Consider the following 25,364-nt stretch of genomic DNA (forward strand, 5'->3'; position numbering starts at 1 on the left):
AAACGGGTGACAAGAGTTAGCTATGCGATATCACCCAAACGGCCCAGCGGTGATGCCTCGGGCTGCCCGATCTGCCGCATCACGAGCGCCATGGCATAACCGGACCAGGAACAAGTACCTACTTACCCGAGATCGGACGTCGGTGTGGTCCGGCAGGTCGAAAGAGGTGGCCGCGCCTCCCACCCGTCACAGATCACCGATTCTGACACAGCTTCTCAGCGCCGCTTGGTCCGTCCCGGCCTGGGCGGTGCGGGATGACGGACGGGCGGGGAACAGGGGCTGAGCGGCGAGCAGGGTCTGAACGGAACCGGGGAATCGCTTCCCTTTCGGCCCGACCGCGCGGCGGCCGCGGCCGGGATCAAGCCGGCCGCCACCACTGCACCGGTCGCCACCGCCGCATCGCATCCCCCGGCCACCGATTCGCCCTCGCCGCCGGCCAGCCTGCCGTGGGACCCGTAGTGCTCAGCACAGCAGAGAGCAGATCCGCCGGGGTCGGCCGTCACGGGCGTTCGCACAACGGTCGGATGCGGCGTTTCCCGACGGTCCGTCGCCGGTCGACCTCGACCTTCGACCTCGTCGACATCACCCAGACCCTCGACCTCGTCGTCGGCATCCCGCCCGTCGCCGAACGCCCCGGCACGGCCCCGACGGCGGCCCGGGTGCCTCCTGGGCGACAAGGCGTACGACTCGAAGGCTGTGCACGGTGAGCCGCAACGCCGCCACGTCCAGGCGGTTATCTCCCGCAAGGGCTCCCCGAACATCAAGGGCTCCAGGCAAGCTCCTTCCCCAAGCCCTCGGCTTCGCTCGAGCGGGGGAGCCCCCATCCGTCGTCGAGCAGACCTTCGCCCTGCTCCACCGGTTCCAACGCCTCACGGTCCGCTGGGAACGATGTATCGAACTCCACGATTCCTTCCTCCTGTTGGCTCGCAGCTCATCTGTCACGCCAGCTCAGGCTGAGGATGGAAAAGGCTCACTGCTTGGCAATGACGGCGGGTTGTTGATGACGCTCGCGTACCGGCGAAGCCCCGTTCTGTAGCAGCGTGTGCAGTGCTTACCCGGCTCAGCGGCGGCGGGTCCAGGAAGTAGCGAGTGGAGCGGCGCGGTAGCCGGGGACCGATGCCGCGCTGAGGTTTCGTGCGACCGCGGCCGGCTCGGCGGGCGCGGGGGCCTCCTGCACGCAGGCGTTCTTGGGCTGCGTGGTGCTCTGTCCGAAACGGCAGGCCACGCCAGTCAGTTTGATGGTGATGAAGTCGGCGATCTGCGCGCCGAACTGGATGGGCTTCCCGTTGATCTCGATGTCACCGACGGTGAAGCCCTTGTCCTGGGGTACCTCGTAGACGAATCGCACGGGGTGGGTCGTGTCGCCGCGCTGCCTGATCCAGTAGTCCTTGGGATCGGAGCCGTCCGGGGTGGCCCAGCCGTCCGTGGCCAGTTTGTCGAAGTAGAGTCCGACCGGGTCGGCGAGGGAGACGTCCGCCTTCTGTCGGGCGAGGTCGTTCACGGCTCCGCCGATGTGCGGGTCGCTGTTGCGCTCGGGCTCGCCGTACTTGCTGCAGTGGATGAGTTCTTGCTCGGTGGTCAGCTCGTGACCGTCGATGACCCGCACGACGGTGGCCGCGGCCGCGAGTTCGATCTCGGCCCCCAGGGTGTTGCTGGGCTGGATCAGATGCATGGCGCCGTCCGTCGTGGAGTCGTTCCACCGGTTACGAGGGTTGTAGGTGCCGGTGGCTCCGAAAAGGTCGTTGTGCTGGACGTTCGGGTTGATGTGCGTCCGATAGAGCTCGAGAACCTTGGCGGGGTCCGACTGGGCGAGCAGCTGCCAGTACTCGGGGCCCTCGCAGGTGAACATGACCTTGGTGATCTTCCCGGCGGCGGTGCGGGTGACGCTCCACTCGCAGTACTCGTCCTGGACGTCCCGGCTGGCGTCGGCCCGCCGCCACCGCTGGGCGTCGGCCAGGGACTGGATCTTGACCAGACGGGGGAAGGCCGTCCAAGTGACGGTGGCCTGCTGGGCGTCGGCGGCTGTGTCGGTCTTGGTCAGGTTGTAGAACTGGTTGCGAGGGCTGTCGTTGAGCACCTTGTGGGGATCGGGGCCCGTGATCGAGTTGTCGACCCGGTCGCTGATGAACATGTTCCAGGCCTTCAGGCCGGTCTCGTCGAGATCGTCGAGGTATCCGGGCGGGCCGTAGGAGGCGAGCGGGCTCATGGGACGCTCCTTCGCAGAGAGGTCGTCGGGGACGGATGAGCCGCGGACGGCGGCGGCTGTCAGGAGGTGGGCGCGACCGTGCCGTCGTCGTTCATCCTGAGCCGCGGGGCGTTCGCGGGGATGTTGGTGGTCGGCAGCGTCAGCTCGAACTCGTTGAGCCGCATCGCCTTGAAGTCGCGGCGGCGGGACTCTGCCAGCCGGACGTAGTCGTCGAAGCCGGCGGACTCTCGGATCCGCTGGCCGATGTGACCGAGATAGTCGTCGATCCGCTGGGCGAAGGCCTTGGGCCAGGTGTCGTCGGCGAGGATCCAGTCGGCGGCGAAACGGCGTTCAGGGCTGCTGGGCGGCAGACTCGTGGCGGCTTCCAGGATCGTGTGTGCGATATGGTCCTGCAGCTCGGTCACGGCGGTCGGCGTGGTGGGGACATGGGCCATCAACTGTTCCCGGACCGGGCTGAAGACCGGGTTGGTGAAATCGACCATGAGCGCGCAAGCGGCGAACTTGTCCGTGATCAGGCCCTGTTCCACCATCTGCCGTACCACCTCATTGTCCTCGCATGCCGGCTCTGGTACGACGAAAGCGAAGAAGGTGTCGCCCGGCTGGGAGAAGCTGCTGCTCTTCTCCTCCAGCGCGAAGTTGAAGGTGGCAAGGCTCTCCACGTAGTGGGCGGCCGGGGCCATGGGAGGAACGGCGGCTGTGACGGGCAGTCCGAGATCGCTCAGCAGCGCGTCGCTGTTCAGCCAGAAGCCCGGGGGCAGCACCAAGTCTCCGCTGGAGGGGGTGACCGTCGAACTCTGGGTCGCCGTACTGGCCAGGTTCACGGCGGTCGTGGTGAACAGATGGCGCATCAGCTGCTCGGGATGCTCCACGGTGCCGTCCTGTGTGACGGCTGCCAGGCGGGCGGCGGTCCAGCGGCTGATCAGCGCACGGACGGTCAGCTCGAGATTCTCGGCGCCGGTGACCTGCTGATACAGCGGGTCGAGACGGAGGGGGTCGTCCGGGGCCAGGCGAATCGTCGCTGCCTGGGACTGCCAGTTGCTCCAGGGCGCTTTCAGCTCCTTCATCACGACGCTGCCGTTGATGTGGCTGTCGAAGCAGCCGTGGCCGCGGGAGCCGGGCGCGAGAGCGGACCAGGAGTTGCCCGCCCAGACCCACACGGGGCTGATCCGCATGTAGTAGTTGAACACCTTCGCGGCCGGATCCCAGGCGGCAACCTGTAGAAACGTCGTGGCCGGGTCCTCGTTCGCCTCCGTGCTCACCAGCAGGTCCACGTCCCGGCCGGTGGCTGCGCGCGCGATGGCGAACCGCATGGCACGTGGCAGCTTGGGGGCGGAGCCGAGCGGAATCTGCCCGGCCTCGCCGATCAGATACACCGACTGGTTCGCTTTCGTCGCCGGCTCGGGCAGCCCAGCGAGGAGATCCTGCACCGTCAACGGGAAGGTGCCCTTGCGGAAGAACAACGCGGCCATCGGATCCCCCAGCTCCGCCAGCTCCTGGGCGTCCAGTGGACGGGCCTGCTGGTCGACTCCCACCACGAAGCGGTGCACTCTCCGTGCTACCCGGTCGTCGGAGTCCGCGTCGCCCAGGGCGGCCTGGACCGCGCGGCTGGTGGGGCGTGTGATTCCAGGAGGGGAGCCGCGGGTCTCCGCGGTGCGAGCCTGCTGCAACCAGGCAGTTGCCCGCCGATGCTCTCGTATGCCGTCCACCGACTCGACCTTTCGTCGCCCGCCATCCTGTCCAGCGAGGTGGGAGCGGTGCGTCAGGAGGGGCTTGAGTGCCTGGCACTCCATGAACAGTCTGCCTCGTCGGAGGACATGCCGCATCCGTAGCCGTGACCGACTACGTACGTGGTTAGTGGTGGCCCTCCGGCCCGCCCGTGCACATGGAGACGTTCGCTCCTGAAATACGGTGGCGATCGGATTGCCGACCGTGTTCGACCCAGCGCCGGCGAAGAGTAGCCACCTGGCCGTCCGCGCGCTGCAGACCCGGCGGCCCGAGCGGTACCTGTGGATCGATGACGCCGCAATGGCCGACGGAGTGGGTGCGGAGGTTGGGGGCCCGGGGGATCAGCGCGCCCACAACCTCTGGATCCCGCCGTCCAGCGGGTGGATCACCCTGGATCCCATTGCTCAGCAACTGCTGTCGGACGTACTGCCGTTGGTGGTGCTCGGCGAGCGGGCATACCGGCCGAAGGACTTGTTCCGCGTCGTGGAATCCTGTTCCCAGGAGCGGACGCAGGTCCCCTCATGCGTGATCAGGGACCGCAACCGTCTGGACCCCGTACGGGGCGTAGAGCGCACCTTGCAGCCGGGTTCCAACTGCACGGACGAGTGCAGGTTGAGGATGTGGCCCTACCCGGCGAAGGTGGAGGACCTGCGGCTGGAATTCAGCGAGGTCCTCTGCCTGCAACAGCACGATCTGCTGCGGTGGTGGCGGCCCCGGTCGTGGCTCGGCCTGCAGTTCTGGCGGAAGGCTCCATGGCAGCGCACGGTACCGGTTGCCGGCATGCGCCGGTTCTGGGACGAGATGGGCCAGCGGGCGCGGGACGTTGAGCCGGACGAAGTGGATACAGCCCGGCAGAGAGTCCGCAGCTGATGAGCCGGAAGAGCGCGGGTTCCGCAACGGCTACCTCGTACGCCTCCCTCAAAGCTCGTAACACGATCTTGTGGCCTCAGGGAGGGAGCACCGATGCTCACTTCTCGGATTCGGACCAAGCCGCCACAAGTGCTCGCCGATCTGGAAAGCGGAGACCGGAGACCATCTCCCGGGTGGGCTCACCATTGAGCCAGCACACCTGCTCGGGGCCACCGTCGCCAGTGTCGAACAGGCAGCACACTCCTCCGCTGTCGGCGGTGAGGTCGGTGAACACCTTCCTGATGTTGGCCGACCGCGCAAACAAGCGGCTCATCCCCGACGTCGCCGCCCAGCACTCCACCAACGCGTAGTCGGGGTGCAGAAGGGACTCGAACCAGACCTTCGCGTAGATGTATCCGATCTGGATGCGCCCGTCCGCCTCGGGTTCGCGGCCGCTCATCTGCGCGTACTCACGCAGTGCATCATCGACTTCGAACATGAGGGACGTGTCGAGCTCGAGCGTGCTGCTCGTTGAACAGTCGACCGGCTCGCTCTTGAAATGGGACGTGAACGGGAGGACGAGCCGGTCCCCGCCGGGCAGGGTGATCTCAAGCGGCGGCACGGCACGTGCCCGTGGCGCCAGATCGGCCAGATTGGCCAACACCCTGGCGACGTTCCAAGGACGCACAAAGATGTCGTAGCTGTAGACCAGCCCCACTTTTTCCCCCTGCCCCAGATCGAACCGCAGCCTCTCACGACCCGCCCCTTGGGCGCTTGTCAGTTTAGAGCTCGCGACACATTCATGAGTGGTTCCTCTTGATGCGCCGCCAGCAGATCAGACTGCAAGCCAACGAGAGGAAGGCGTCGTGGAGTTCGAGGCGTCGTTCCCATCGGATGGCGAGGCGTTTGAACTGGTGGAGCAGAGCGAAGGTCTGCTCGACGACGTAGCGGAGCTTGCCTAGCCCTTGGATGTTCGGGGCGCCCTTGCGGGAGATCACCGGCACGATCCTGCGTTTGCGTAGTTCGCAACGCACGACCCGGGAGTCGTACGCCTTGTCGCCCAGCAGGGCGTCGGGGCGACGGCGGGGACGGCCCGGGCGCCCGACGACGGGCGGAATGCCCCGGTCGGCGTAAAGACGCCGGGGCCTGCGGCGGGGCGTCCCCCGCTGGCTACGGCGGTTGCCATGGCGGATACGCATTGCCGCACGGGTGGCTACGGCCGTGGCGACGATGCGCCCCGCCCCGACAGCTGCGTGTCGGGGCGGGGCGCAGTACCTTCCGGTGCCCAAAGCGGGCTCGGGCGACAGCCGGAGATGCCTACCACCGCGTGTTCAACCCACAGGGCTTCCTCGAAAAGACCGACGGCGGGGGCGGAGGCCGGAGGTGTTCCCGGATGTTCGGCTGCGGGTTTCAGCCGCCGGGAAGGGGCTCGGGGTAGCGCTTGAGGACCTGGGCGGGGTGGTCTTCGTCCGTGGGCCAGAGCACCACGTGGTAGCGGTCTTCGCCGTCCAGCCCGTCCTCGGAGATGGTTTGCAGGCCGTGGGAGTAAATGCGCACGGTGTAGGTGCCTGGGGTGAGGGGGATGCGTGGCAGCGCGTCGTCGAAGTCCTGCATGGAGATCAGCAGGCGTCCGGAGGGGATCGCGAGGCTGGCCTGGGTGACGTGCTCGGCCTGCTGCAGTTCTGTGTCGTCATCGGCCGGCGGCGTGCGGCGCACGTCTACGGTGACGGGAACGTCGAAGGGGCGGGCGGCTCCGATACCGATGATGCCGGGGGCGGTGTTGATCCAATTCTCAACCAGTGTTTCGAACCAGGCAGGTTCGGGTTCGCCCAGGCGCGCGTCGTCGTCCTGGATCAGCAGGGTGGAGTAGTCGGCGAAGACTTCGAGTTCGTGGTGGGAGAGCAGGTCGGGGTCGCTGGGGGGTGGGGTGGACGTCATCTGGAAGTGGGCTCCGTCAGGTAGTGAGTACAGGGTCTGGGCGAGGGGGCCGCGGATGCGCATGCACTGTGCGGCTTCCTTGACGGCGAGGTTGTCGTCCTCGTTAGTACCACCGAGGGCGAAGAAGCGCAGTGGGATCAGGCGTTGGTCGTGTGCGAGGGCGCCGTGGCGGTCGTGCCAGCTGGTGGCGAAGGCGTGGGCGCCGTGCACGTCGAGGTCAACCAAGAGCCACTGTGCCCAGTTTTCCAGGCTGTTACCGAGGACGGTGCATTCGGCGGATTGCCGCGATCTCCAGCCCCTGGTCGACCTCGTCGACACCCACGGCACCGATTCCCTTCTAGCCGCCATCGCCCGCATCCTGCCCGGGGACCAGGCGGAGGTGACCGTCTCCACCGCCCACAAGGCCAAAGGCCGCGAATGGCCCCGAGTGCGCATCGCTGACGACTTCACCCCACCCGAAGACAGCGAAGAGCACGACGAGACCGGCCGCCCAATCCCCGGCCCCATCGACGATGGCGAGGCCTGCCTGGCATACGTCGCCATCACCCGTGCCCGCGAACACTTGGACCTGGGCGGCCTGTCCTGGATCAACGACCACCCCGACGGACGCCCATCATGAGTCTGCGGAGCCTCCCCAAGAAGATGGGCCCGCCAACTCCCGGACGAGTGTGAGCCGTACGGGCGGCGACCGTGGGGAACGCGATGAGGACGGGGACGTCGTCGGCGAGGGTGCGCTCAGAACACCCCACCAAATCAAGATTCGCGCCCGGCACGAGCGGAGCGAGCAGCATCAGCGACACCATCGCGGAGAACCCTTCACCGCCCAGGTCGAAGCCCGGATCCACCCCCAAAGCCTTGATGAGCCTGCGACCGGTCGAAGCTCTGCGCAAAACCGGGATGCAGGGACACTTCCACCGGCGGCGCACCCTCAGGCCCGACCCCCCGGTGCACGTACTCCAGGGCCCGCCCAGCAGCCTGCGCAAACAGTGCCACAGCCGGCACCGACGGGATGGACTTCGGTAAGGAACCCGTCACAAATTGGACTTCCCCCGCGGCTTAGTCTCGAAAGCATCAAACACAGGCTTCCTTTCGCCGCAACCGTGTGTTCGCCGCCAAGACCGGCCTACCGCCCTAACAGGCGTACCGCTGCGGTCGCGCCGGATCAGGTGACGACAGACGTTGGCGGCTCGCCGTCGTGGACAGCGACCGAGTCGTTTGAAGCGAGCCGGCCATGGACTGACTGACGCACTGGTGAAGGGGTCTTCGCCCGATCCCCCGGTGAAGTCGTGGCCTGTGGCTTGGTCAACGTCCCGACGAGACAGCGCAGTTCATAAGCTGCTTGCCGCGCAGCGCCCTGGTGTGTGCGCCGGGGCACTGGCGCATACTGGCCGCCGGTCGCGTGCCCGGGCGTGCCAGTACTGGAGCGCAGTGCTGCTGGATCACTTGATGGACGGGTTTGCCTGCGGCGGGCCCGGACGAGGGCCTGCTGACCTCCAGCATGGGAGCAGCGCACCCTCCGGCGGCGTGGTCGTTTCGTGTGTGAATGCCGCAGACGTTCTGTGTTCGGCAAGGAAGACCCGTGCCGACGATGGCCGGTGCGGGCAGTACGGCACCTGGTCAGGACTGGCTGGCCTCCGCCAGTCGCCTACAGCGGGTGGTCGCAACGGTGAAGGGATAACGATGAGCACTGCCAGTGCGAGTGCGGCAGCCACAAGTGTCGACAGCTTTGCCCCGTCGATCAGAACGGTCGCAGGAATCGGGGTGGCGGGATCCAGCGGGGACAAGGGTTCTGCCGTCGCGGCGCAGTTGAATGACCCGTACGGGGTCGCGGTGGACAGCACCGGCACGCTCTTCTTCTCCGATAGCGGCAATCACCGGGTCCGGAAGATCGCGACTGACGGAAAGATCAGAACGGTCGCGGGGACCGGAGTGGGGGAATTCGGCGGGGACACGGGTCCCGCCGACTCAGCCCGGTTGAACCGCCCGCGTGGTGTGGCGGTGGACAGCTCAGGTGCCCTCTACATCGCTGATGGCGGCAATCACCGGGTCCGTAAGGTCACGCCTGATGGGAAGATCACCACGCTCGCCGGTACGGGCACCGCGGGCTTCGGCGGTGACGAGGGCCCGGCGGACTTGGCTCAGCTGGACACCCCGTTGGGGGTGGCAGTGGACAGCACCGGCACCGTTTACATTGCCGATTACCGCAACCACCGGGTTCGGAAGGTCACGCCGGACGGCCAGATCACCACGTACGCGGGAAACGGAACCGAAGGGTTCGAGGGAGACGGCGGTCCAGCGGGTTCAGCCCGGCTGAAACACCCGCACGGAGTGGCGGTGGACAGCTCAGGCGCTGTCTACATCGCCGATTCCGAGAACCACCGGGTCCTTAGGTTACGCTGGACGGGAAGATCGACACAGTCGCCGGCACGGGCACCGCGGGCTTCGGCGGTGACGAGGGCCTGGCGATCTCCGCCCAGTTGAACCTTCCTGTGGCGATGGTGGTGGACAGCACAGGCACCCTCTACATCGCCGACTACCGCAACAGCCGGGTTCGGAAGTTGACGGCGGACGGCAAGATCAGCACAGTCGCCGGCACGGGCACCGCAGACTTCGGCGGTGACGGCGGACCAGCTGCTTCCGCCCAGCTGAATTACCCGTTCGGCCTGGCTTTGAACTGCGTCGACGCCCTCTACATCGCCGACCGCGCCAACAACCGGGTTCGTAAGATCGCGTCGTCGGGAATGGCTGGGCTGCCTTCTTCGGGCACGGTGGTGTGCTGGGCCAACGTGCACAGCAGGCTGCGGATGGCGGTCGCGCGTGAGTCGACCAACGACGGGGCCGAGATTCACCAGGCCCTCGTGGCTGCCAGGGGCTGCCAGCGGTGGCGGCTGGTCGTGACGGGTGAGGAAGACGGCGAGGTCCTGTACCGGATCGAGAACGTGCGCAGTGGCAAGGTGCTGGAGGTTGTCGGCGGTCAGGAGTGGGCCGGCGCGGTGGTCGCGCAGCGCGCCTACGAAGGCGACGACGCGCACCACCAGCAGTGGAGGCTGATCCCGGTGGGCTCGGTGAACGGCAGCCCCCGGGTATACGAGATCGCGAACCGCAACAGCGGTCTGCTCCTGCAAGTCGACACCAATGCCCGCGCGGCGATCAGGCAGGACGGGGCGGAGGGCGACCATCGGGGCCGGCAGTGGCAGCTGCTCCCCGTGTGATGCTCGAAGGGGGCAGGGGCGGGGCCGCCCCTGCCCCCTCATGTGGAGTGGGTCGCTACTCGGAGTTGGACGGCTTGTCGGGCTTGTCCGCCGTCGCCTTGGGGGCATTGCCGGCCGCCGGCGCCTCAGGCTTCGCCGGCGTCTTGGGCATGCCGCTGTACTTGCCCTTGTCCGGGTTGTTCTGCAGGTCCTCGTTCTTCTGCAGGCCCGGGTCGTCCGCGATCGTCGTCCTGGACTGCGTCATGCCGTCGGACGCTGCCGTGGAGACCGAGCTGAGGTCCTGGGCGTATCCCTGGGAACCGGCTGCCGTCCGGGTCTGCTGGATGAAGGAGCTGAGGAAGCCCATGATGATGCGGGCTTCGGGCGATTGTTCCTGCACGGTCTTCGCGCGGGAGGTGGCTCCGTGGATGGCATCGGCGGACAGGCTGGTGCTCCTGTCGTCGAATGCGCCCTCCGTGGCTTCTTCGAAGGTGTCGGGGTCGGCGCCCGGCTGGGCCCTGGCGCCGTTGGTCACGGAGAAGAGCCCCGCGCTGTCGCCGGCGAAGTCGAAGATCTTGTTGAAGACCATGGTGGTCACCTCTGTTCGTCGTCATGGTGGTGCCGGCGCGGGCTCAGGGCTGCTTGTGCTGGGTTCGGTCGCTGTCGGTCAGGCTCTGGCTGTCGAACATGGTGTGCAGGACGTCCAGGACGGAGATGACCTCGGCCAGTCCGTGCAGGTGGAACCCGCCGGCGCTCAGGTCGAGGATGCTGATGGGCCGGGCGACCGTCTGGGCGAGGCCGGGATAGGTGCCGGGCTGCGGGGGAGTGAGGACCGCCACGGGCACGGCGTAGTGCACCGCGATGAACCCGGAGAAGGTCACCGGGATCTCGTAGTGGTAGTGCTTGTGGCAGCGCCGCTGGGTGACGAGGGTCTCCACGCGGCCGCCCGGGGGGACTTCGCCGGAGATCTGCGATTTCGAGGTCCAGCTGGTGGACAGCGAGCCGCTCACGGAGCCCTGGATGCCCAGCGCCAGGGAAGCGTTGAGCCCGGCGGTGCCGGTGGCGCTGCCGGTGGTGGTGAAGCCCACCGACTCCGTCATCGCGTTCGACATGGAGTTCGTCGCCGCGTTCCGTACCGCGTTCTCGGTGGTGTTTGCGTTGTCCGCTCCGACGCTGTCCTTGCTGTTCTTGTTGGTCAGCGTGTTCGCGTTCTTGTTCGCCACCTCGTTTTGGCACTGGGCCTGCATCTGCTGCTGCAGGTCCATCCGCAGCTGGTTCTGCAGTTGCAGTTGCAGCTGTGCGCTGATGCTGCCGCCGAAGGTGAGCTTGGCATCCGCCTGAAGCGACCACTTGATGTCGTTTGACACGGTGAAATCGACCGAGTCGGTGAAGGTCATCTTCGATGTCTGGCTGCGGTTGACGTACGTGCGAGAGGAGCACATGTCGGGCGGGGGCGGGCCGATGTCGCAGCGCTCCTCGATCAGCGGCGCCCCGAGGCCCATGTAAGCGATCCAGCCCAGCTTGAACGCGGTCAGAGAAGCCGGGAAGGTGCCGTACTGCTGCTTGTTCACGGAGAACCCGATGGGTTGGTGCCGTGCACCGTTGTTGTCGACGTAGATCAGGCTGGGGTGGTTCAGCAGGGAGGGCCAGTCGATGTTGAGTTCCTTCTGGTTTTTCAACGTCAGCGGCTGGCGCTTGGTCCGTCCTAGGTTGTACGCGTTGAAAGACATTCCCCGTCCTCGACTGATGTGGCCGAATATCGCTCGATAAATATGAACGGAATGTGCACGCGTTCCGGGAATCGAAGCTAGCACGGCCTGGAATTCCCTGGAAGACGTCACAGTCCAACACCCTCAATCGAGTGACGAAGAATCCTTTTACCTCCTCAACTCCCCTTAACCAACGCTAAGTTCCGGAAGTGTCGATCGCGTGGTCGGCACCTCGGATGCCTCTTTCTGAGGTGCCGGTCTTGAACGTAGCCGTGAATAACGGTGCCGTCTCCAGTCGCGCACGCGCTTTACAGTCTTCTGGTCGAGCGTATTGATGAGCAGTAAACCTCCAGCGGCGATCGCAGTGATTTATCAGCCAGTCGCTGAGTGCCCGACGCGTTGTTCCACAACCAGAACAGGTGAGGTTTTCGCATGTACACCCAAGAACGCACCACGATGTCGAATCTGGTGGTCGGCGGCCCGGTAGCGGTGAACAGCTACGACAACGCGATCGTGGCGGCGCTGGTGGAGAACCGGCCGGTCATGCTCGTCCACGCCTTCAACGGCGGCTACCTGCGCCCGGCCGACCTGGCGGATTCGGTCCACGACAAGGGCGTCGAGCTGGCCACCTCACTGGACTCGGCCACCAAGGAAGCGAAGGGCCACCTGTGGTACATCACCCCCGCCGGCTTCTTCGGGCAGCGCCCCCTGTACTTCCTGGAGAGCGCCGCGGGCCAGGCAGCACCAACCCCCGCCCCCGCCGGAGCTGGCCAGGCATCGCCCGCCCCGGCCGGACAGATGCCCTACGCACCCGCCGCCGCGAGCCAGCCCGACCCCGGACGCGGTGACGACGGCATCCCGAAGCCGCTGCGCCGGCGTGTCACCGTGCACCAGGACGCCCCCGCCAGCACGGCCGACACCGTCCAGGTGGGCCTGCCCGACAAGGTTGACGACGCGTGGCGCGGGAAGAACGGTGCACCCGAGGACACCCAGCTGTGGGTGGTCACGGTGACGCCGTGGGGCGGGCTCACGTTCGTGCCGATCACCCACCCCGACACCATCCTTGGGTTCAAGGACCACGCGGTCGCGGCCGACAGCGAGGTGCGCGTCACCTACAACTGGGGCGGCGACTTCACCGGGACGGTCATCAACACCTTCTACCCGCGGCTGGCCAACGAGTGGAGCGTCCCCTACCACCACGTCTTCACGTGACCGCCGGCCACCGCCGCAGCCCGACCCCACGCCCGCACCGCCTGGAAGGGGCAGCACGATGCCCGTGCCCACGCAAGAGCTGAAGCTTCACATCGTCAACGCCGCCACCGGACACATCCTCGGCGTCAAGGACATGCCGGGCGCGGACGGGACGCTGGTCGTCCGCAGATCCCCCGACGGCCCTCCGGAGCAGTGGCAGCTCACCCCCGTGCAAGCTCCACAAGGCTCACCGGCGCAGGACGAGCAGGCGTACGTGATCCGTAACGCGGCCAGCGGCAAGGTGTTCGACAACCCCGCTGCCGCGGACGGCGGCGTGCGCCAGTGGAAAGCCGCCAGCAACAAGAAGACCCAGCGGTGGCACCTCGTCCCCGTCGAGGGCGAAGCGGGCTGCTACTTCATCGAGACCGTGACCGACGGCACCGTCCTGGACCTCGCCGACCCCGGCACGGACGACACCCCGGTCGTCCTGCGCGAGCACGACGAGAACGCCAAGAGCCAGCGCTGGCGCTTCGTCACCGCCGAGCCCGAACGCACCAGCGACCCCGTTCTGCGCTGGGCACCGCTGAGCCACTGGAACAGTCGCCAGTCCTGGCGGCTGACCCGCTCACCGGCACTGCGACCGGCACCCGGCGCCACACCCTGCTTCAGCGACATGCTGCTCGTCCTCGAGGAGTTCGGGAGCGACCAGGACGCCGGCGGGTGGCACAGCGACACAGCCAACCCCCCGCCCGACGGGCGACCCACCTGGTGGGCCGGACTCGGCGCGCGGTTCCTCGCCGACACCACCGGAGCAGGAGGGGCGGACATCGTCGGCCTCCAGCCCGCCAAGGGCGCGGTGACGGCTGCCGGCCGCGGCGACGGCACCTTCGACGACACACGGGTCCTGCACCCGCCAGCGCCCTCCGCGAGCCCCGCAGACCTGTGGACTCTCGCGGACACGACAGGCGACGGGAAACCCGACATCGTCACCCTCGCCGCCGACGGCCTGCACGTCTCCCGCCAGGATGACGACGGGACGTATCCGCCCGCGGGCGGGCAGCCGGTCCTCCAGGCCTTCGGACACGGCGCCCAGGCCGGCGGCTGGCTCGCCGACAAGCACCCCCGCTTCCTCGTCGACACCACCGGCAGCGGAAGGCTGGACATCGTCGGCTTCCACGACGATGGCCTGTGGGTCTCCCTCCAGGACGAGGACGGCACCTTCGCGCCACCGGCCGACGAACCCGCTCTCACGGCGTTCGGCCACAGCGAGGAAGCGGGCGGCTGGCTCGCCGACAAGCACCCCCGCTTCCTCGTCGACACCACCGGCGACGGAAGGCTGGACATCGTCGGCTTCTACGACGATGGCCTGTGGGTCTCCCTTCAGGACGAGGGCGGCTCCTTCGCCGAACCCCTGTACCTCCTCGATGACTTCGGGGTCGACCAGGGCTGGACCACGGCCGAGGAACACCCCCGGTTCCTGCTCGCGACCACCGTCGGCGCAGCCGTGGACATCGTTGGGTTCGGCCCCCAGGGCGTCGTCGTCGCACGCGGCCGAGGCGACGGCACCTTCGAGCCCGCCAAGCTCGTCCTGAACGACTTCGGCCTCGCCCAGGGCTGGACGGGCACCAAGCACCTGCGGCTCCTGGCCGACGTCACCGGCGACGGCACCCCCGACATCATCGGCTTCGGCGACGAAGGCGTCTGGGTGGCGCACAATCGCGGCGACGGCCAGTTCGACCAGGCCCAGCTGGTGTGCCGCGGCTTCGGATACAACGACGACGCCGGCGCCTGGCGCGTCGACCGCCACCCCCGCTTCCTCACCGACATCACCGGCGACGGCCGCGCCGACATCGTCGGCTTCGGCGGCCCCGGCGTGTACGTGGCCCGCAACCTCTATCGCCGATTCAGGACTCGATGACCTCCTCGTCGGGGAAAGGGATGACGATGAGCACTGCTCAGACGGCAGCTGCAGGTGACGAGGGCTCCGCCCTCCCGATCAGCACGGTAGCGGGGACCGGGGATGCGGGTTCCAGCGGGGATGAAGGCATGGCCGTATCAGCTCGGTTGGACCATCCGTACGGGGTCGCGGTGGACGGCGCCGGCGCCTTGTACATCTCCGACCACAACAATCACCGGGTCCGGAAGGTCGCGCGGGACGGAAAGATCAGCACCTTCGCGGGGACCGGGGAGGCGAACTACGGGGGTGACGGGGAACTCGCCGTCTCGGCCAAGCTGAACGGCCCGCGCGGGGTGGCGGTGGACAGCGCAGGCACTGTCTATATCGCCGACTCCGGCAGCCACCGGGTCCGGAAGGTGACAGCTGACGGGAAGATCACCACGTTCGCGGGTACGGGCGCTGCGGGCTTTGCCGGCGACGGGGACCTCGCCACCGCAGCCAAGCTGAACCGCCCGTACGGGGTTGCGGTGGACAGCACCGGCGCGGTCTACATCGCCGACTGCGACAATCACCGGGTTCGCAAGGTCACGCCTGACGGGAAGATCAGCACCTTCGCGGGGACCGCGTCGGCGGGGTCCGCGGGCGACGGTGGTCCGGCTGCTTCAGCTGAGCTGAACCGCCCGTATGCAGTGGCGGTGGACGGCGCGGACAACGTCTACATCGCCGACTACAACAACCACCGGGTCTGCAAGGTCACAGCGGACAAGAAGCTCCGCACTCTCGCTGGCGCGGGCATCCCGGGCTTCAGCGGTGACGACGGCCTTGCAGTCTCCGCCCGGCTGCACGGCCCGGTAGGAGTGGCGGTCGACAGCACGAATACCGTCTACATCGCGGACCACAACAACCACCGAGTGCGCAAGGTCACAGCTGACAAGAAAATCAGCACTTGCGTCGGCACCAACAACCCCGGCTCCGGTGGCGGCGGCAGCCTGGCCGCTTCGGCCCAGCTGAACTACCCGATGGGGCTCGCGGTGGACAGCACCGACGCCCTCTACATCGCCGACTACGCCAACAACCAAATCCGGAAGGTCGCGTCGGCAAGGCTGCCCAAGTCGGGCACGGTGGCTTGCTGGACCAATGCCCGCAGCAGGCTGCGGATGGCCGTCGTGCGAGAGTCCACCAAGGACGGGGCAGAGATTCACCAGAATCTCGCCGTCACCAGAGACTGCCAGCGGTGGCGGCTGATCGTGGTGGGCCAGGAGGGCGGCGACGTCCTCTACCGGATCGAGAACGTGCGCAGCGGCAAGGTCCTGGAAGTCGTTGGCGGACAGAAGTGGGCCGGGGCGGTAATCGCCCAGCGCACCTACGAGGGTACTGACGCACGCCACCAGCAGTGGAGGCTGATCCCGGTGCGCTCGGCAGCGGATGGTCCGCAGATGTACGAGATCGCGAACCACAACAGCGGTCTGCTCCTGCAAGTCGACACCAACGCCCGCGCGACGATCAGACAAGACGGAGCGGACGGCGACCACCAGGGCCGGCAGTGGCAGCTTCTCCCCGTGTGACGCGCACGAAGAAGGTAGGGCGCTCTCGAGCTAGCGGCACGCGACCACCGACTGGACAGGCACGCCGATTCGCTTGATAGATGGGTTTGAACCCACAGGCCCCGAACGACGGACTGTCGCCCTGTTGCATGGAGCAGCGCACCTCTCTTGCGGCACAGGCGCTTGGAGCCGCAAGAAGTTCTGTCTACAAGGAGGACCATGCCCACCATCACCGGCGCAGGCAGCACCGCACCCGGCCAGAACTGGCAGACCTACAACGACGGCCCGGGCATTTACCTGGACGTCAGCACCACCAGCGCTGGCTTCAGCACAGCCCTGGGCACCCCCGTCTACACCGTCTCCCTCGGCGGCAACGAGAGGATGTGGTACCTGGCTGGCTCGTCGTCCGTCTACGCACCGACCGTGACGGGATTCCGCGTCCACCTGCGGAAAATTTCGTTGGAGGAGCCAGCGCTCACCGTCAGCGACGCCCAGCAGTGGAAACTCCACGTCAACTGGATCGGGGCACAAACCCTTTAGGCCAAGACCGGGACCAGTAGCTGCGACTCCACCGTCGAGCGGAGCGTCTGGCTGACCATCCCTGCCTTCCGTCGGGGCATGCTCGGTTGGCTGCGTGGTGGCCGGGCTGCCGCGCCTGTGCCACCCGTCAACGCGTGGACGAGCGCGCTACGCGTAGTGCGCTCGGGGTCGGTCGTGCGGTCGGAAGGACGCCGGCCACGATCAGGCGGGGGATTTCCGTCGTGCTCCGGGCGTACCGAATGATCCAGATGCTGTCTTCAACGTCGCGGTATCCAGCGGAGTGATCGCTGGCGTCGCCGACGATGAGCAGGGCGAAGGGCGGCCCGGTGGCGGTGTAGTTGGCGGCCTGAGCTAGGTAGTCCCGCTCGACAGTCTCGTGGGTCTTCCACCGTGTGGTGCGCCATTTGATTTCGGCGACGAAGCGGCTCGCAGGGTCGGGCGTGTAGAGGACATCTGCACGCCCGCCTGCGACGTCAGACCGTGTGAGGAGTCCGGCCCCGCTTCCGCGTCAGTGCTTGCGCTTGCCGGGCTCGTTGGCCTCCTTGGCCTTCTTGGGGCCTGGTTTGGCGTCGATCGCCCTCTCCGGCTCCTGCTTGGCAGGCTGTGCCGGGGGTGGGGAAGCGGTCTCGTATGGCGTCGAGGGAGGCGGCGTGGCGGGGCTCGTGCTCGTGGACACGCTGGTCTGCGGACCCTGCGCTGAGCCGGTGCCGGGCGAGAACCACACCATGCCCACCACCAACGCCAGGGTGAAGACGCCAGCGCCGGCCAGCACGACCACCAGCCGGGAACGGCGGAGGAACGGCAGGCGTGAGCGGCGGGTCGCGGCCCGGTGCACGCTCGTTTGCCACTCGGTGCCCGCCACCGGGGCGAAGACGCCGTTGGAGTGGCCAATGGGAGCGGGGGCGGAGTCTGCAGGGGCGGCGGCCCTCGAACCGGTGATGTGCGGCCGGTCCGGGCGGCCGTGAGCCTGGTGTTCGCTGGGCAGCGGCTCCGGCGCGCCGCGCCAGGCTCCGCGCCCGAACCAGTCCGCCACCTCCTCAGCCGTGGGTCGGCTCTCAGGGGCCTTAGCCAGCAGACCGAGCAGATAGCTCTCGAAGGCGGGCGGTAGATCGGCGCCGAGTTGCCGGGGTGGGGCCGGGGCGGCATCGAGGTGTTGATGAAGCACCGCGAGCGCGGTGTCCGCCTGGAACGGCGGCCGACCGGTGAGGAGTTGGTAGAGGACGCAGCCCAGGGAGTACACGTCGGATGCCGGGCTGGCGGTGCGGCCCAGAGCCCTCTCGGGCGCGAGGAAAAGGCTCGTGCCGACGATTTGCCCGGTGGCGGTGAGCGCGGTCCCAGGGTCGTCGAGGAAGCGGGCGATGCCGAAATCGCCGATCTTCAGGGTGCCGTCAGCGTCCAGCAGGAGGTTGGCCGGTTTGATGTCCCGGTGCACGATGCCTTGCCGGTGCGCGGTGGCCAGCCCAACGGCGGCCTGTGCGGCGATACGGGCCACGTGCTCGGCGGGCAGCGGTCCGGAGACGGGGAGAAGGTCGGCGAGGCTGCCCCCGTCGACGAGCTCCATCACCAGGAACAGTCGGTCTTCGTGCTCGCCGAAGTCGAGAACGCCGACCACATGCGGGTGGCTGAGGCGACCGGCGGTCTGTGCCTCCAGCCGGAAGCGGGAGGGCGCGGTGGGGTCGGAGGCGTGGGGGAGCAGGAGTTTCACGGCAACCGGTCTGCCGAGCGTCTCGTCGAAGGCCCGCCAGACCTCCCCCATCGCGCCCCGTCCGACGGTGTCTCGCAGCCGGTATCGGCCCGCTATCAGCACTTGCTCTTTATCCTCATGCCCAAAGACGTCTTGATCGCCGCAAGCCATGGCTCACCGTGGAGCGTGGATCAAGGTGCGGGGGGCCAGCGTACCGGCCCTGCAACCTTGTTTTTCCCGGCGGTGCAGAGCCCGGCTCCTCTGGGCAACCCCGCCAGAGGACGAGGGTGCGTGCATGGTTCTCGGCTGAGTCGTGACGGCTTCGAAATGCTCCATTCGCAAGCGCTGGGTTCGTGGCCATCTCCCGCCACCAGTGACATTTCAGGGACGCGGCGCGCAGGAAGGAGTGACTTGATCACGAGGGTCGAGGCGCACGCCCGCATGGAGAGGTACGCGGTGGATCGTGCTCTACCTGCTCGAAGCGAACCAAGCCAACGTCTTCGTTCCATTCGTGCAGGGCGTGGCCAGCTCACTCGCCTGGTGGGCGCGCGACCTCTTCACCACGGACACCGAAGAGCTGCGTGTCGCCCTCAATTACGCTCTGCCTGCCGCGATCAGGAACGGGCGAGGCGGCCTCCCTGAGCCGTAGCCGCACCACGTCGCCGTCGTGGACAAGTCGTCGACACTGAGCCGGACGATGCGGCTCACGGCCTGCGCGTAGAGGAACACGATCACTCCGGCGATTGAGACGCATCGGAAGCTCCGCTTCGGTCAGCAGTCGGCCAAGGGCATCGAGGCATTCGTACTCAGCGAGTGATCGAACTGACCGAGTGGGAGCCGTTCGGGCTCTCCGGTGACTGGGCGGCGACCGAGGGGGAGCTGCGGGTTCCGTTGCCGGCGGACTGCAAGGAGCTTTCCGAGGTGTTCGGCGGCGGTGTCTTCAGTGATTCCGTCTATTGTCTGGGGCGCGACGAGTGCGTCTCGGTCGACTTCCTGACACAGGGGCGGGTCTCCCTGTCGGTCGACCAGGATAGCAAATTCGGAGGCGTCTCCGCCGTCGACCCCTATCCCGCGGCGAGCACCATAAACGCGTACAGCTGTTCTCCGGAGTCGCAGCCGATCTCATCCCTCGGCCGTCGCAGGTGCTCCAAGCGGTCGGTGCTGGCGCGTATGAGGAAGCGGTCCGAGTGAGAGAGGTGGGCGGCGCAGCGGTTACCTGTCTTCGGTGGCTGTGCTGGGCGGGTGGTGGGCGGCGCCGGCGAGGACGAAGTCCACGAGTCGTGTTGCGTTGTCGTCGTAGGCTGCCTCGAAGTCGGCCTGTTCGTCGACGGGCGTGACCAGAAAGCGTTGTATCAGGGTGCTGATCACGGTTTCCATGATGAGCGGCGTGGTGGCGTCGTCGGCGACTTCGCCGCGCTGGACAGCGCGGCGAAGGACCTCGGCAACTGCCTTGCTGTGCAGGTGTCTCAGCTCGGCCACGGCCTGTCCGAACAGCTGGGGGTAGATCTTGGCCTCGACTGCTGCGCGGAGTCGCACCAGGCCGGACGGGCCGAAGAACGACTGGCGCAGAACGTCGGTGGTGGCGATGAGGTCACCGCGCAGTGAGCCGGTGTCAGGGAGTTCGTCGGTGAAACGCTGCGAGGCAAGTGCGCTGACGATCAGCTTCTCTTTGCTGTCCCAGCGTCGGTACAGCGCCGCCTTACCGACGCCGGCCCGTCGTGCCACCAGGTCCAGGGTCAGCCCGGACCAGCCGACCTCTCGGTAGACGTCGAGGGTGGCGGCCAGGATCCGCGGCTCGATGTCCGGATCGGCAGGGCGGCCGGGTCCTTTTCTGCTGGGGCTGTCGTGAGGCACGACGACGAGTCTGCCATGTCAGGACAGCGTTGGTGCAGGTGGCGGGTGGGGGATGCGTCTCGGCGGGAACTTCGCCGGCCCCACTGTCGCCGGTGGACGAGGCCGCCCTTGCCGAGGCTCGGCCGCGACCGATGTCTTGGGTGCAGCAGCGGGGAGGGGTCCAGCGGTGGGATCCACGGTCGTCCCTCTCCCAGTGCGATGTGCCGGTCTCGGTCGACGGGCTGGACGGCCGGCTGTAAGCCAACCGCATTGCGCTGATCAAGCAGTGGCCGAAGCTGCTCCGAGTGGCTCTGCCGACATCGTCTCGGACGTCGTCGAGCTCCATGCCGGCGGGGGGAGAGCCACGACTCTCCGCCCGCCGGACCCGTCCGGTCAGCGGGAACGCCCGCTCCGACGAGCTTGTGGCCACCTGCACGCGAAGTCGTCAGACACTCTTCTCCGGCAGGTGGCTGTGGTCTCGACTGTGGCGGCGGATGGCTTCGGCGGCCAGCTCGACCCGGGAGTTCATGTCGAGTTTCTTGAGGATGTTGGAGACGTGGGTGCTGACGGTGCGGCGCGAGATGTACATACGGGTGGCGATCTCCGGGTTGGATCGGCCCTCGGCGACGTGGTCCGCCACGATGCGTTCGGGGGTGGCGAGTGCCTCTCAGCCGTAGCGGGTGCTGGTGTGCGGTCGGCGTACGCCGCGATGAACGCCGAGGCTACGCAGGCGGGAGATGGCACGGTCCGCGTCCCAGCGCGCGTCCAGGCTTCGGTAGATCGTCAGTGCTTGGTCAAGCAGCGTGCGGGCCTCAGCGGGTTGGTCACGCCGGGCCGTCAGCTCGGCCGCGTCGGTGTAGGCATGCGCCTCGCTCAAAGGTCTGGGCGCTTGGTGGTAGCAGTGGCGCTTCCAGAAGCAGGTCCGGGTCCTTTGCCAGGAGTCCCTGGCATCGGAAGTCATCGCCAAGGTGGTACGGCGCGCCGCTGTCTCCGGCGCGGGTTTGTGCGGCGTGTGCGTAGCGCTGCGCACTGTTGGTGTCGCCGTTGACCAGGGCGAGTCGGACGAGGTCGGGGGAGAGGAAGCCGAGGATCAGCTGACTGGGCAGGTTTCCGACTCCGTGGTCGAAGGCAGCTGCGAGCCGGACGTAGGCGCTGTCGGGATTGCCCTGGGTCTCGTCGGCGAGAGCGGTGGCGCGCAGGGGCAGGTACTCGTAGAACCAGGCGACCGTTCCGACGTCGATTGCCGCGGCCAGGGCGTCGAAGTGGGCCGCGGCGACGGACCGCCTACCGCGGTGCAGTGCGATGAGCGCGGCGAGTGCGCGCAGCGCTCGGCTCATGGCGAAGTGTTCGCCGGGATCGAGGCCCGCCTCGATTTCCGTCAGGGCGTCGTCCCAACGACCGGTCGGACGACCCGCAGTGTGGTTCCGGCCTGGTTCCCGGGGAGTAGTCGCGTGGCGTCCAGGCATCCCAGAAGGTGACGTGGCGGTCCCAACTCGTCGGCATTACCGCTGGGTTCCGCGGAACCGACGCGACACCTGTGCTGGCCCAGATTTCTCTCGGCTACTTGCACACCTGGGGCGGAAGCGTCACCGAAGCCGAGATGTCGGGCAGTGGCGTCGCCATCGCGGTGCCTCCTGGATACAAGGGCTGGCTGGCGCGGAAAATGCCCTCAAGTCGACGACCGGCGACTGGACGATCACCAACGACCTCGGGAAAACCTGGAAGGGCACAGGCACGGTCAACCAAGCCGTGAACGGCGTCGACGGCTATTACCCCGAACTCGTCAAGTGCACGGGCCAAACCACCGACGAGGCATGCACGTCGACGCGTAACGGGCAGTGAAGCGGGGCGCGGCCCTGGAGACACGGCAGCCTTGGCGCGGCGGCCGCATGCGCACCGCAGGATGGCGTCTCGCTCCGGCGAGCGCCATCAGGGGCCGATGCAAGTGGGCGATGGCGAGCATTTGGTGAGCGTCGGAGTTCCGGGGTGGGGCACGGTCCGCTCGCGGTCAGCCGCCCGAGCGGCAAGGTCGGGCCAGCGAGGCCGCCGCCTAGAGCCATGGAGTCTCTGACTCAGTCGCTGGTCAAAGGCCTGCTCTTTCCTCACTTGACAGCCTGAAGGCCAGAGCCATAGCGTCGCACCATCAATAACAGACGGAGATCGTCTGAAATTGCTGGGCGTGACTCACCGCCTGGCGTACCCCTCAGGCGACCCGGGCAAGGCGCGGCGCGAGCACCACCCTCGGGGAACCGACACCTCGCACCGCAGATCGCGCCACACCAGCTGCTCGACCGATCCCTTACAACCCATCGGCGCCGCGCGACCGCGCGGCGCCGACCGAAGGAGGCTCTTGATGCGAGTACGAATAGAAGCAGAGCGCTGCGTTGCGTCCGGGCAGTGCGTCCTGGTCGCCCCCACCCTGTTCGACCAGGACGACGACGGCGTCGTGGTGCTGTTGAAGGAACAGCCCGACGAAGCCGAGCGGGGCGCGGCGCAGGAGTCGATTCAGCTCTGCCCGGCAGCCGCGATCATGGCCGAGGCGTGAGGTGAACACGCCCGCCGTGTCTCCGCCGGAACGCCTGGAACACATCGCTGTCGTCGGCGCGGGAGCCGCAGGGCTCACCGGCGTCGAAACCCTGCGCCGAGAAGGGTTCACCGGGCGGCTCACCCTCCTGGGCGATGAGCCGAGCCCGCCCTACGACCGTCCACCGTTGTCCAAACAAGTCCTCGCCGGTACATGGGACTTCCCGCAGACGCTGCTACGCACCGCGGACCACTACTCCGGGCTGGACGTGGAACTGCGCACCGGGTGCCGCGCGATCGGACTCGACCTGCAAGGGCGCAGACTCCACCTCGACCAGGGTGGGCACCTGGCCTTCGACGGCCTGCTCCTCGCGACGGGGGTCGCGCCGCGTCGACTGCCGTTCGCAGACGGCCTGGACGGCGTCCACGTACTGCGCGGTGAACACGATGCTGCCGCGCTCCGTGACCACCTGCGGCAGGAACCCCGCGTGGTCGTGATCGGCGCCGGCTTCCTGGGCCTTGAGGCCGCGGCCGTCGTCCGCGACCTTGGTCTCGACGTCAGCGTCGTGGACCCGCAACCGACACCCATGGAACGCCAACTCGGCAGACAATCAGGCGCGTTGGTCGCCGAGCTGCACCGCGCACGCGGTGTGCGGCTGCACACCGGACGAGGCGTCACCGGCCTGGTCAGCAACGGCGGACGGGTGACGGGTGTACGAACCAGCGACGGCGACGTGCTGGACGCCGACTGTGTGCTGGTCGCCATCGGTGCCACGCCGCAGGTGGAGTGGCTGCGTTCTTCCGCCGTGCCGCTGATGGACGGGGTCGCGTGCGATGCGTATTGCCAGGCAGCGCCGGGTGTCTACGCCGCCGGGGACGTGGCCTCGTGGCCCAGTGCCCGCTACGGGCAGCGGATGCGTCTGGAGCACCGGATGAACGCCACCGAGCAAGGCATCGTGGCGGCTCGCAACCTGCTCCACGGCAATGTGGAGGCGTACGACCCGCTCCCGTACTTCTGGACGGACCAGTACGAGGCCAAGATCCAGGTGTACGGCGTGATCCCGGCCGGCGCCGAGATGACCGTCGTCGAGGACGACCCCGCCGAAGGGGCCTTCGTGGCCCTCTTCCATGCAGCCGGCCGTCCCGTCGCGGTGCTCGGCTGGAACAGCCCCAAACACCTCCGGCGGTACCGACAGCAACTGATGGAAACCACTTCGTTCGAGCTCTGTGAGACAGGCGTCTGAGATGAACCCGGAAACCGCACAAGCCACCCTTGCCACGCCCTTCCCCTGGCCCCGCCTCCCCTTCGACCCGCCGGAGATCTACGCCTGGCTCCGAGAGGAGCGCCCGGTCACCAAGGTGACCACCAGGGCGGGCGAGCCGGCCTGGCTGGTCACCCGCTACGACGACGTCCGCGCCGTACTGGCCGACCCGAGGGTCAGCGCCGACATTCGCCACCCGGGATTCCCCCTGATCTTCTCCAAGCACGAGGAATCGGCACCCGACAGCACCCGCTCCTTCCTGCGGATGGACCCACCGGAACACACCCTCTATCGGCGCCTGCTGTCCAAGAACTTCCAGGTCAAGCGGGTGGAGGCGATGCGCCCCGCGGTCCAGTCGCTGGTCGACGACGCCATCGACGCGATGCTCACCAACCCGCACCTCCCCATCGACCTGGTCCAGGCGCTGGCGCTGCCGGTGCCCTCCACGGTACTGAGCTGGATCCTGGGCGTACCGGTGGAGGACCAGGCCTTCTTCAACAAGATCGCCGAGCAGCTGGGACACCGGGGCGATGGCTCCGACCTCACCGTCATGGACCAGGCCCGGGACGCGCACGCGGAACTCCACGCGTACGTGTCCCGGCTGGGCGCTGCGCGGGAAGCCGCCGAGGACCCCGGCGACGACATCCTGGGGCAGCTGGTCAAGGCGGCTCGGGAGGGCGTCATCCCGCCCGAGCAGGTGGCCAACATCGCGCTGGTGCTGACCATCGCGGGCCACGACACCACCGCCAGCATGACCGCACTGGGAACCCTGACCCTGCTGCAACACCCCGACCAGCTCGCCGAACTGCAGAAGAACCCCGCACTCATCCCCAACGCCATCGAAGAGCTGCTGCGCTACCTCACCGTCGTCCACCTGGTGGTGACACGCGTGGCGACCGAAGACATCGAAGTCGGCGGCGTGGTCATCCCCGCAGGGCAAGGAATCATCCCCCTCAACTTCGCCGCCAACCGCGACGACACCCACTACCCCGATGCCGGACGGTTCGACATCCACCGCCAGGCCCGCGACCACATGGCCTTCGGCTACGGAGTGCACCAGTGCATGGGCCAGCCGCTCGCCCGCATGGAACTACACGTGATCTTCGAGACACTGCTGCGCCGCATTCCCACGCTGCGACTGGCCGTGCCCGTCGAAGACGTCCCGTTCAAGTCGTGGGCGAACATCAACGGCGTGTTCGAACTCCCGGTGACCTGGTGAATGACTCGGTGACCGGGTGACCGGGTGACCGGGCGACCGGGCGACCGGGTGGC

24 protein-coding genes and 1 pseudogene are annotated in these 25,364 nt (G+C 67.6%); 14 read left to right on the top strand and 11 right to left on the bottom strand.

Annotated elements, in window-relative coordinates; genetic code table 11:
* The first annotated feature begins 524 nt into the window (after positions 1-524).
* Entirely contained in the window at positions 525-707 is a 183-nt protein-coding gene (locus tag ACZ7MX_RS35000) for a hypothetical protein (protein ID WP_472138136.1), read from the top strand.
* Between the two features lie 353 nt (positions 708-1,060).
* Here the strand turns inward: ACZ7MX_RS35000 and ACZ7MX_RS35005 are convergent, their stop codons facing one another.
* Positions 1,061-2,206, bottom strand: a complete 1,146-nt coding sequence (locus ACZ7MX_RS35005) for a hypothetical protein (RefSeq protein ID WP_472138138.1) — start codon at positions 2,204-2,206, stop codon at positions 1,061-1,063.
* A 59-nt stretch (positions 2,207-2,265) separates the two neighbouring features.
* Complete coding sequence (locus ACZ7MX_RS35010; protein ID WP_472138140.1) at positions 2,266-3,912, bottom strand: hypothetical protein; 1,647 nt, start codon at positions 3,910-3,912, stop codon at positions 2,266-2,268.
* A 202-nt stretch (positions 3,913-4,114) separates the two neighbouring features.
* Here ACZ7MX_RS35010 and ACZ7MX_RS35015 point away from each other — a divergent pair, with 202 nt between their 5' ends.
* Positions 4,115-4,801 carry a hypothetical protein gene (locus ACZ7MX_RS35015; RefSeq protein WP_472138142.1) on the top strand — a complete coding sequence of 229 codons (687 nt, stop codon included), beginning with the start codon at positions 4,115-4,117 and terminating at the stop codon, positions 4,799-4,801.
* A gap of 97 nt (positions 4,802-4,898) precedes the next feature.
* Here the strand turns inward: ACZ7MX_RS35015 and ACZ7MX_RS35020 are convergent, their stop codons facing one another.
* From ACZ7MX_RS35020 to ACZ7MX_RS35030, 3 genes are all read right to left on the bottom strand, one after another.
* Entirely contained in the window at positions 4,899-5,498 is a 600-nt protein-coding gene (locus ACZ7MX_RS35020) for a hypothetical protein (protein WP_472138144.1), read from the bottom strand.
* Between the two features lie 82 nt (positions 5,499-5,580).
* Positions 5,581-5,979: a hypothetical protein gene (locus ACZ7MX_RS35025; protein ID WP_472138146.1), complete on the bottom strand. Its 399-nt coding sequence runs from the start codon at positions 5,977-5,979 to the stop codon at positions 5,581-5,583.
* A 211-nt stretch (positions 5,980-6,190) separates the two neighbouring features.
* On the bottom strand, positions 6,191-6,943 hold the full coding sequence (locus ACZ7MX_RS35030) for a hypothetical protein (protein WP_472138148.1): 753 nt from the start codon (positions 6,941-6,943) through the stop codon (positions 6,191-6,193).
* A gap of 43 nt (positions 6,944-6,986) precedes the next feature.
* Here ACZ7MX_RS35030 and ACZ7MX_RS35035 point away from each other — a divergent pair.
* From ACZ7MX_RS35035 to ACZ7MX_RS35045, 3 genes and pseudogenes are all read left to right on the top strand, one after another.
* Positions 6,987-7,337 (top strand): annotated as a pseudogene (locus ACZ7MX_RS35035) (3'-5' exonuclease); the annotation flags it as partial.
* A gap of 1,061 nt (positions 7,338-8,398) precedes the next feature.
* Positions 8,399-9,199: an NHL domain-containing protein gene (locus ACZ7MX_RS35040; RefSeq protein ID WP_472138150.1), complete on the top strand. Its 801-nt coding sequence runs from the start codon at positions 8,399-8,401 to the stop codon at positions 9,197-9,199.
* Between the two features lie 14 nt (positions 9,200-9,213).
* Entirely contained in the window at positions 9,214-9,930 is a 717-nt protein-coding gene (locus ACZ7MX_RS35045; protein WP_472138152.1) for an RICIN domain-containing protein, read from the top strand.
* A gap of 55 nt (positions 9,931-9,985) precedes the next feature.
* On the opposite strand, the gene ACZ7MX_RS35050 is transcribed toward ACZ7MX_RS35045, so the two are convergent.
* Positions 9,986-10,498, bottom strand: coding sequence for a hypothetical protein (locus ACZ7MX_RS35050; protein ID WP_472138154.1), 513 nt, complete (start codon positions 10,496-10,498; stop codon positions 9,986-9,988).
* A 43-nt stretch (positions 10,499-10,541) separates the two neighbouring features.
* Complete coding sequence (locus ACZ7MX_RS35055) at positions 10,542-11,639, bottom strand: hypothetical protein (protein ID WP_472138156.1); 1,098 nt, start codon at positions 11,637-11,639, stop codon at positions 10,542-10,544.
* Positions 11,640-12,050: 411 nt separating this feature from the next.
* On the opposite strand from ACZ7MX_RS35055, the gene ACZ7MX_RS35060 reads away from it, so the two are divergent.
* The 4 genes from ACZ7MX_RS35060 to ACZ7MX_RS35075 all read left to right on the top strand — a co-directional run bounded on the left by ACZ7MX_RS35060 (position 12,051) and on the right by ACZ7MX_RS35075 (position 16,790).
* Entirely contained in the window at positions 12,051-12,830 is a 780-nt protein-coding gene (locus ACZ7MX_RS35060; protein WP_472138158.1) for a hypothetical protein, read from the top strand.
* Positions 12,831-12,888: 58 nt separating this feature from the next.
* Positions 12,889-14,727 carry an RICIN domain-containing protein gene (locus ACZ7MX_RS35065; RefSeq protein ID WP_472138159.1) on the top strand — a complete coding sequence of 613 codons (1,839 nt, stop codon included), beginning with the start codon at positions 12,889-12,891 and terminating at the stop codon, positions 14,725-14,727.
* A gap of 26 nt (positions 14,728-14,753) precedes the next feature.
* Positions 14,754-16,271 carry an NHL domain-containing protein gene (locus ACZ7MX_RS35070; protein ID WP_472138192.1) on the top strand — a complete coding sequence of 506 codons (1,518 nt, stop codon included), beginning with the start codon at positions 14,754-14,756 and terminating at the stop codon, positions 16,269-16,271.
* Between the two features lie 198 nt (positions 16,272-16,469).
* Positions 16,470-16,790 (top strand): hypothetical protein, encoded by a 321-nt coding sequence (locus ACZ7MX_RS35075; protein WP_472138161.1) that lies wholly within the window; start codon positions 16,470-16,472, stop codon positions 16,788-16,790.
* 508 nt (positions 16,791-17,298) lie between these two features.
* On the opposite strand, the gene ACZ7MX_RS35080 is transcribed toward ACZ7MX_RS35075, so the two are convergent.
* Complete coding sequence (locus ACZ7MX_RS35080; RefSeq protein ID WP_472138163.1) at positions 17,299-18,597, bottom strand: serine/threonine-protein kinase; 1,299 nt, start codon at positions 18,595-18,597, stop codon at positions 17,299-17,301.
* 340 nt (positions 18,598-18,937) lie between these two features.
* Here ACZ7MX_RS35080 and ACZ7MX_RS35085 point away from each other — a divergent pair, with 340 nt between their 5' ends.
* Both ACZ7MX_RS35085 and ACZ7MX_RS35090 read left to right on the top strand, forming a co-directional pair.
* Positions 18,938-19,123, top strand: a complete 186-nt coding sequence (locus ACZ7MX_RS35085; RefSeq protein ID WP_472138164.1) for a hypothetical protein — start codon at positions 18,938-18,940, stop codon at positions 19,121-19,123.
* Between the two features lie 164 nt (positions 19,124-19,287).
* The gene (locus tag ACZ7MX_RS35090) at positions 19,288-19,665 is read left to right on the top strand and encodes a hypothetical protein (RefSeq protein WP_472138166.1); all 378 of its coding nucleotides are present in this window, start codon (positions 19,288-19,290) and stop codon (positions 19,663-19,665) included.
* A gap of 21 nt (positions 19,666-19,686) precedes the next feature.
* On the opposite strand, the gene ACZ7MX_RS35095 is transcribed toward ACZ7MX_RS35090, so the two are convergent.
* The 3 genes from ACZ7MX_RS35095 to ACZ7MX_RS35105 form a co-directional block, all read right to left on the bottom strand.
* Positions 19,687-20,328: a TetR/AcrR family transcriptional regulator gene (locus ACZ7MX_RS35095; RefSeq protein ID WP_472138168.1), complete on the bottom strand. Its 642-nt coding sequence runs from the start codon at positions 20,326-20,328 to the stop codon at positions 19,687-19,689.
* 424 nt (positions 20,329-20,752) lie between these two features.
* Positions 20,753-20,950: a response regulator transcription factor gene (locus ACZ7MX_RS35100; RefSeq protein WP_472138194.1), complete on the bottom strand. Its 198-nt coding sequence runs from the start codon at positions 20,948-20,950 to the stop codon at positions 20,753-20,755.
* A 181-nt stretch (positions 20,951-21,131) separates the two neighbouring features.
* Positions 21,132-21,644 carry a hypothetical protein gene (locus ACZ7MX_RS35105; protein WP_472138169.1) on the bottom strand — a complete coding sequence of 171 codons (513 nt, stop codon included), beginning with the start codon at positions 21,642-21,644 and terminating at the stop codon, positions 21,132-21,134.
* Positions 21,645-22,660: 1,016 nt separating this feature from the next.
* Between ACZ7MX_RS35105 and ACZ7MX_RS35110 the strand changes: the two genes are divergently transcribed.
* Genes ACZ7MX_RS35110 through ACZ7MX_RS35120 form a run of 3 tightly spaced genes read left to right on the top strand, consistent with a single transcriptional unit; the run spans position 22,661 to position 25,311 of the window.
* Positions 22,661-22,852 carry a ferredoxin gene (locus tag ACZ7MX_RS35110; protein ID WP_361121489.1) on the top strand — a complete coding sequence of 64 codons (192 nt, stop codon included), beginning with the start codon at positions 22,661-22,663 and terminating at the stop codon, positions 22,850-22,852.
* Between the two features lie 16 nt (positions 22,853-22,868).
* Entirely contained in the window at positions 22,869-24,074 is a 1,206-nt protein-coding gene (locus ACZ7MX_RS35115) for an NAD(P)/FAD-dependent oxidoreductase (RefSeq protein WP_472138171.1), read from the top strand.
* 1 nt (position 24,075) lies between these two features.
* The gene (locus ACZ7MX_RS35120; protein WP_472138172.1) at positions 24,076-25,311 is read left to right on the top strand and encodes a cytochrome P450; all 1,236 of its coding nucleotides are present in this window, start codon (positions 24,076-24,078) and stop codon (positions 25,309-25,311) included.
* Positions 25,312-25,364 lie beyond the last annotated feature (53 nt).

It is taken from the genome of Streptomyces sp. NPDC107765 (genome assembly GCF_055657085.1).

Excerpts from the sequence above, each read along its gene's own strand:
- ACZ7MX_RS35040 (WP_472138150.1), top strand. The coding sequence starts at position 8,399 with ATGAGCACTGCCAGTGCGAGTGCGGCAGCCACAAGTGTCGACAGCTTT.
- ACZ7MX_RS35065 (WP_472138159.1), top strand. The coding sequence starts at position 12,889 with ATGCCCGTGCCCACGCAAGAGCTGAAGCTTCACATCGTCAACGCCGCC.
- ACZ7MX_RS35120 (WP_472138172.1), top strand. The coding sequence starts at position 24,076 with ATGAACCCGGAAACCGCACAAGCCACCCTTGCCACGCCCTTCCCCTGG.
- ACZ7MX_RS35075 (WP_472138161.1), top strand. The coding sequence starts at position 16,470 with ATGCCCACCATCACCGGCGCAGGCAGCACCGCACCCGGCCAGAACTGG.
- ACZ7MX_RS35050 (WP_472138154.1), bottom strand. The coding sequence starts at position 10,498 with ATGGTCTTCAACAAGATCTTCGACTTCGCCGGCGACAGCGCGGGGCTC.
- ACZ7MX_RS35045 (WP_472138152.1), top strand. The coding sequence starts at position 9,214 with ATGGTGGTGGACAGCACAGGCACCCTCTACATCGCCGACTACCGCAAC.
- ACZ7MX_RS35060 (WP_472138158.1), top strand. The coding sequence starts at position 12,051 with ATGTACACCCAAGAACGCACCACGATGTCGAATCTGGTGGTCGGCGGC.
- ACZ7MX_RS35070 (WP_472138192.1), top strand. The coding sequence starts at position 14,754 with ATGAGCACTGCTCAGACGGCAGCTGCAGGTGACGAGGGCTCCGCCCTC.
- ACZ7MX_RS35005 (WP_472138138.1), bottom strand. The coding sequence starts at position 2,206 with ATGAGCCCGCTCGCCTCCTACGGCCCGCCCGGATACCTCGACGATCTC.
- ACZ7MX_RS35025 (WP_472138146.1), bottom strand. The coding sequence starts at position 5,979 with ATGCGTATCCGCCATGGCAACCGCCGTAGCCAGCGGGGGACGCCCCGC.
- ACZ7MX_RS35055 (WP_472138156.1), bottom strand. The coding sequence starts at position 11,639 with ATGTCTTTCAACGCGTACAACCTAGGACGGACCAAGCGCCAGCCGCTG.
- ACZ7MX_RS35000 (WP_472138136.1), top strand. The coding sequence starts at position 525 with ATGCGGCGTTTCCCGACGGTCCGTCGCCGGTCGACCTCGACCTTCGAC.
- ACZ7MX_RS35110 (WP_361121489.1), top strand. The coding sequence starts at position 22,661 with ATGCGAGTACGAATAGAAGCAGAGCGCTGCGTTGCGTCCGGGCAGTGC.
- ACZ7MX_RS35105 (WP_472138169.1), bottom strand. The coding sequence starts at position 21,644 with ATGAGCCGAGCGCTGCGCGCACTCGCCGCGCTCATCGCACTGCACCGC.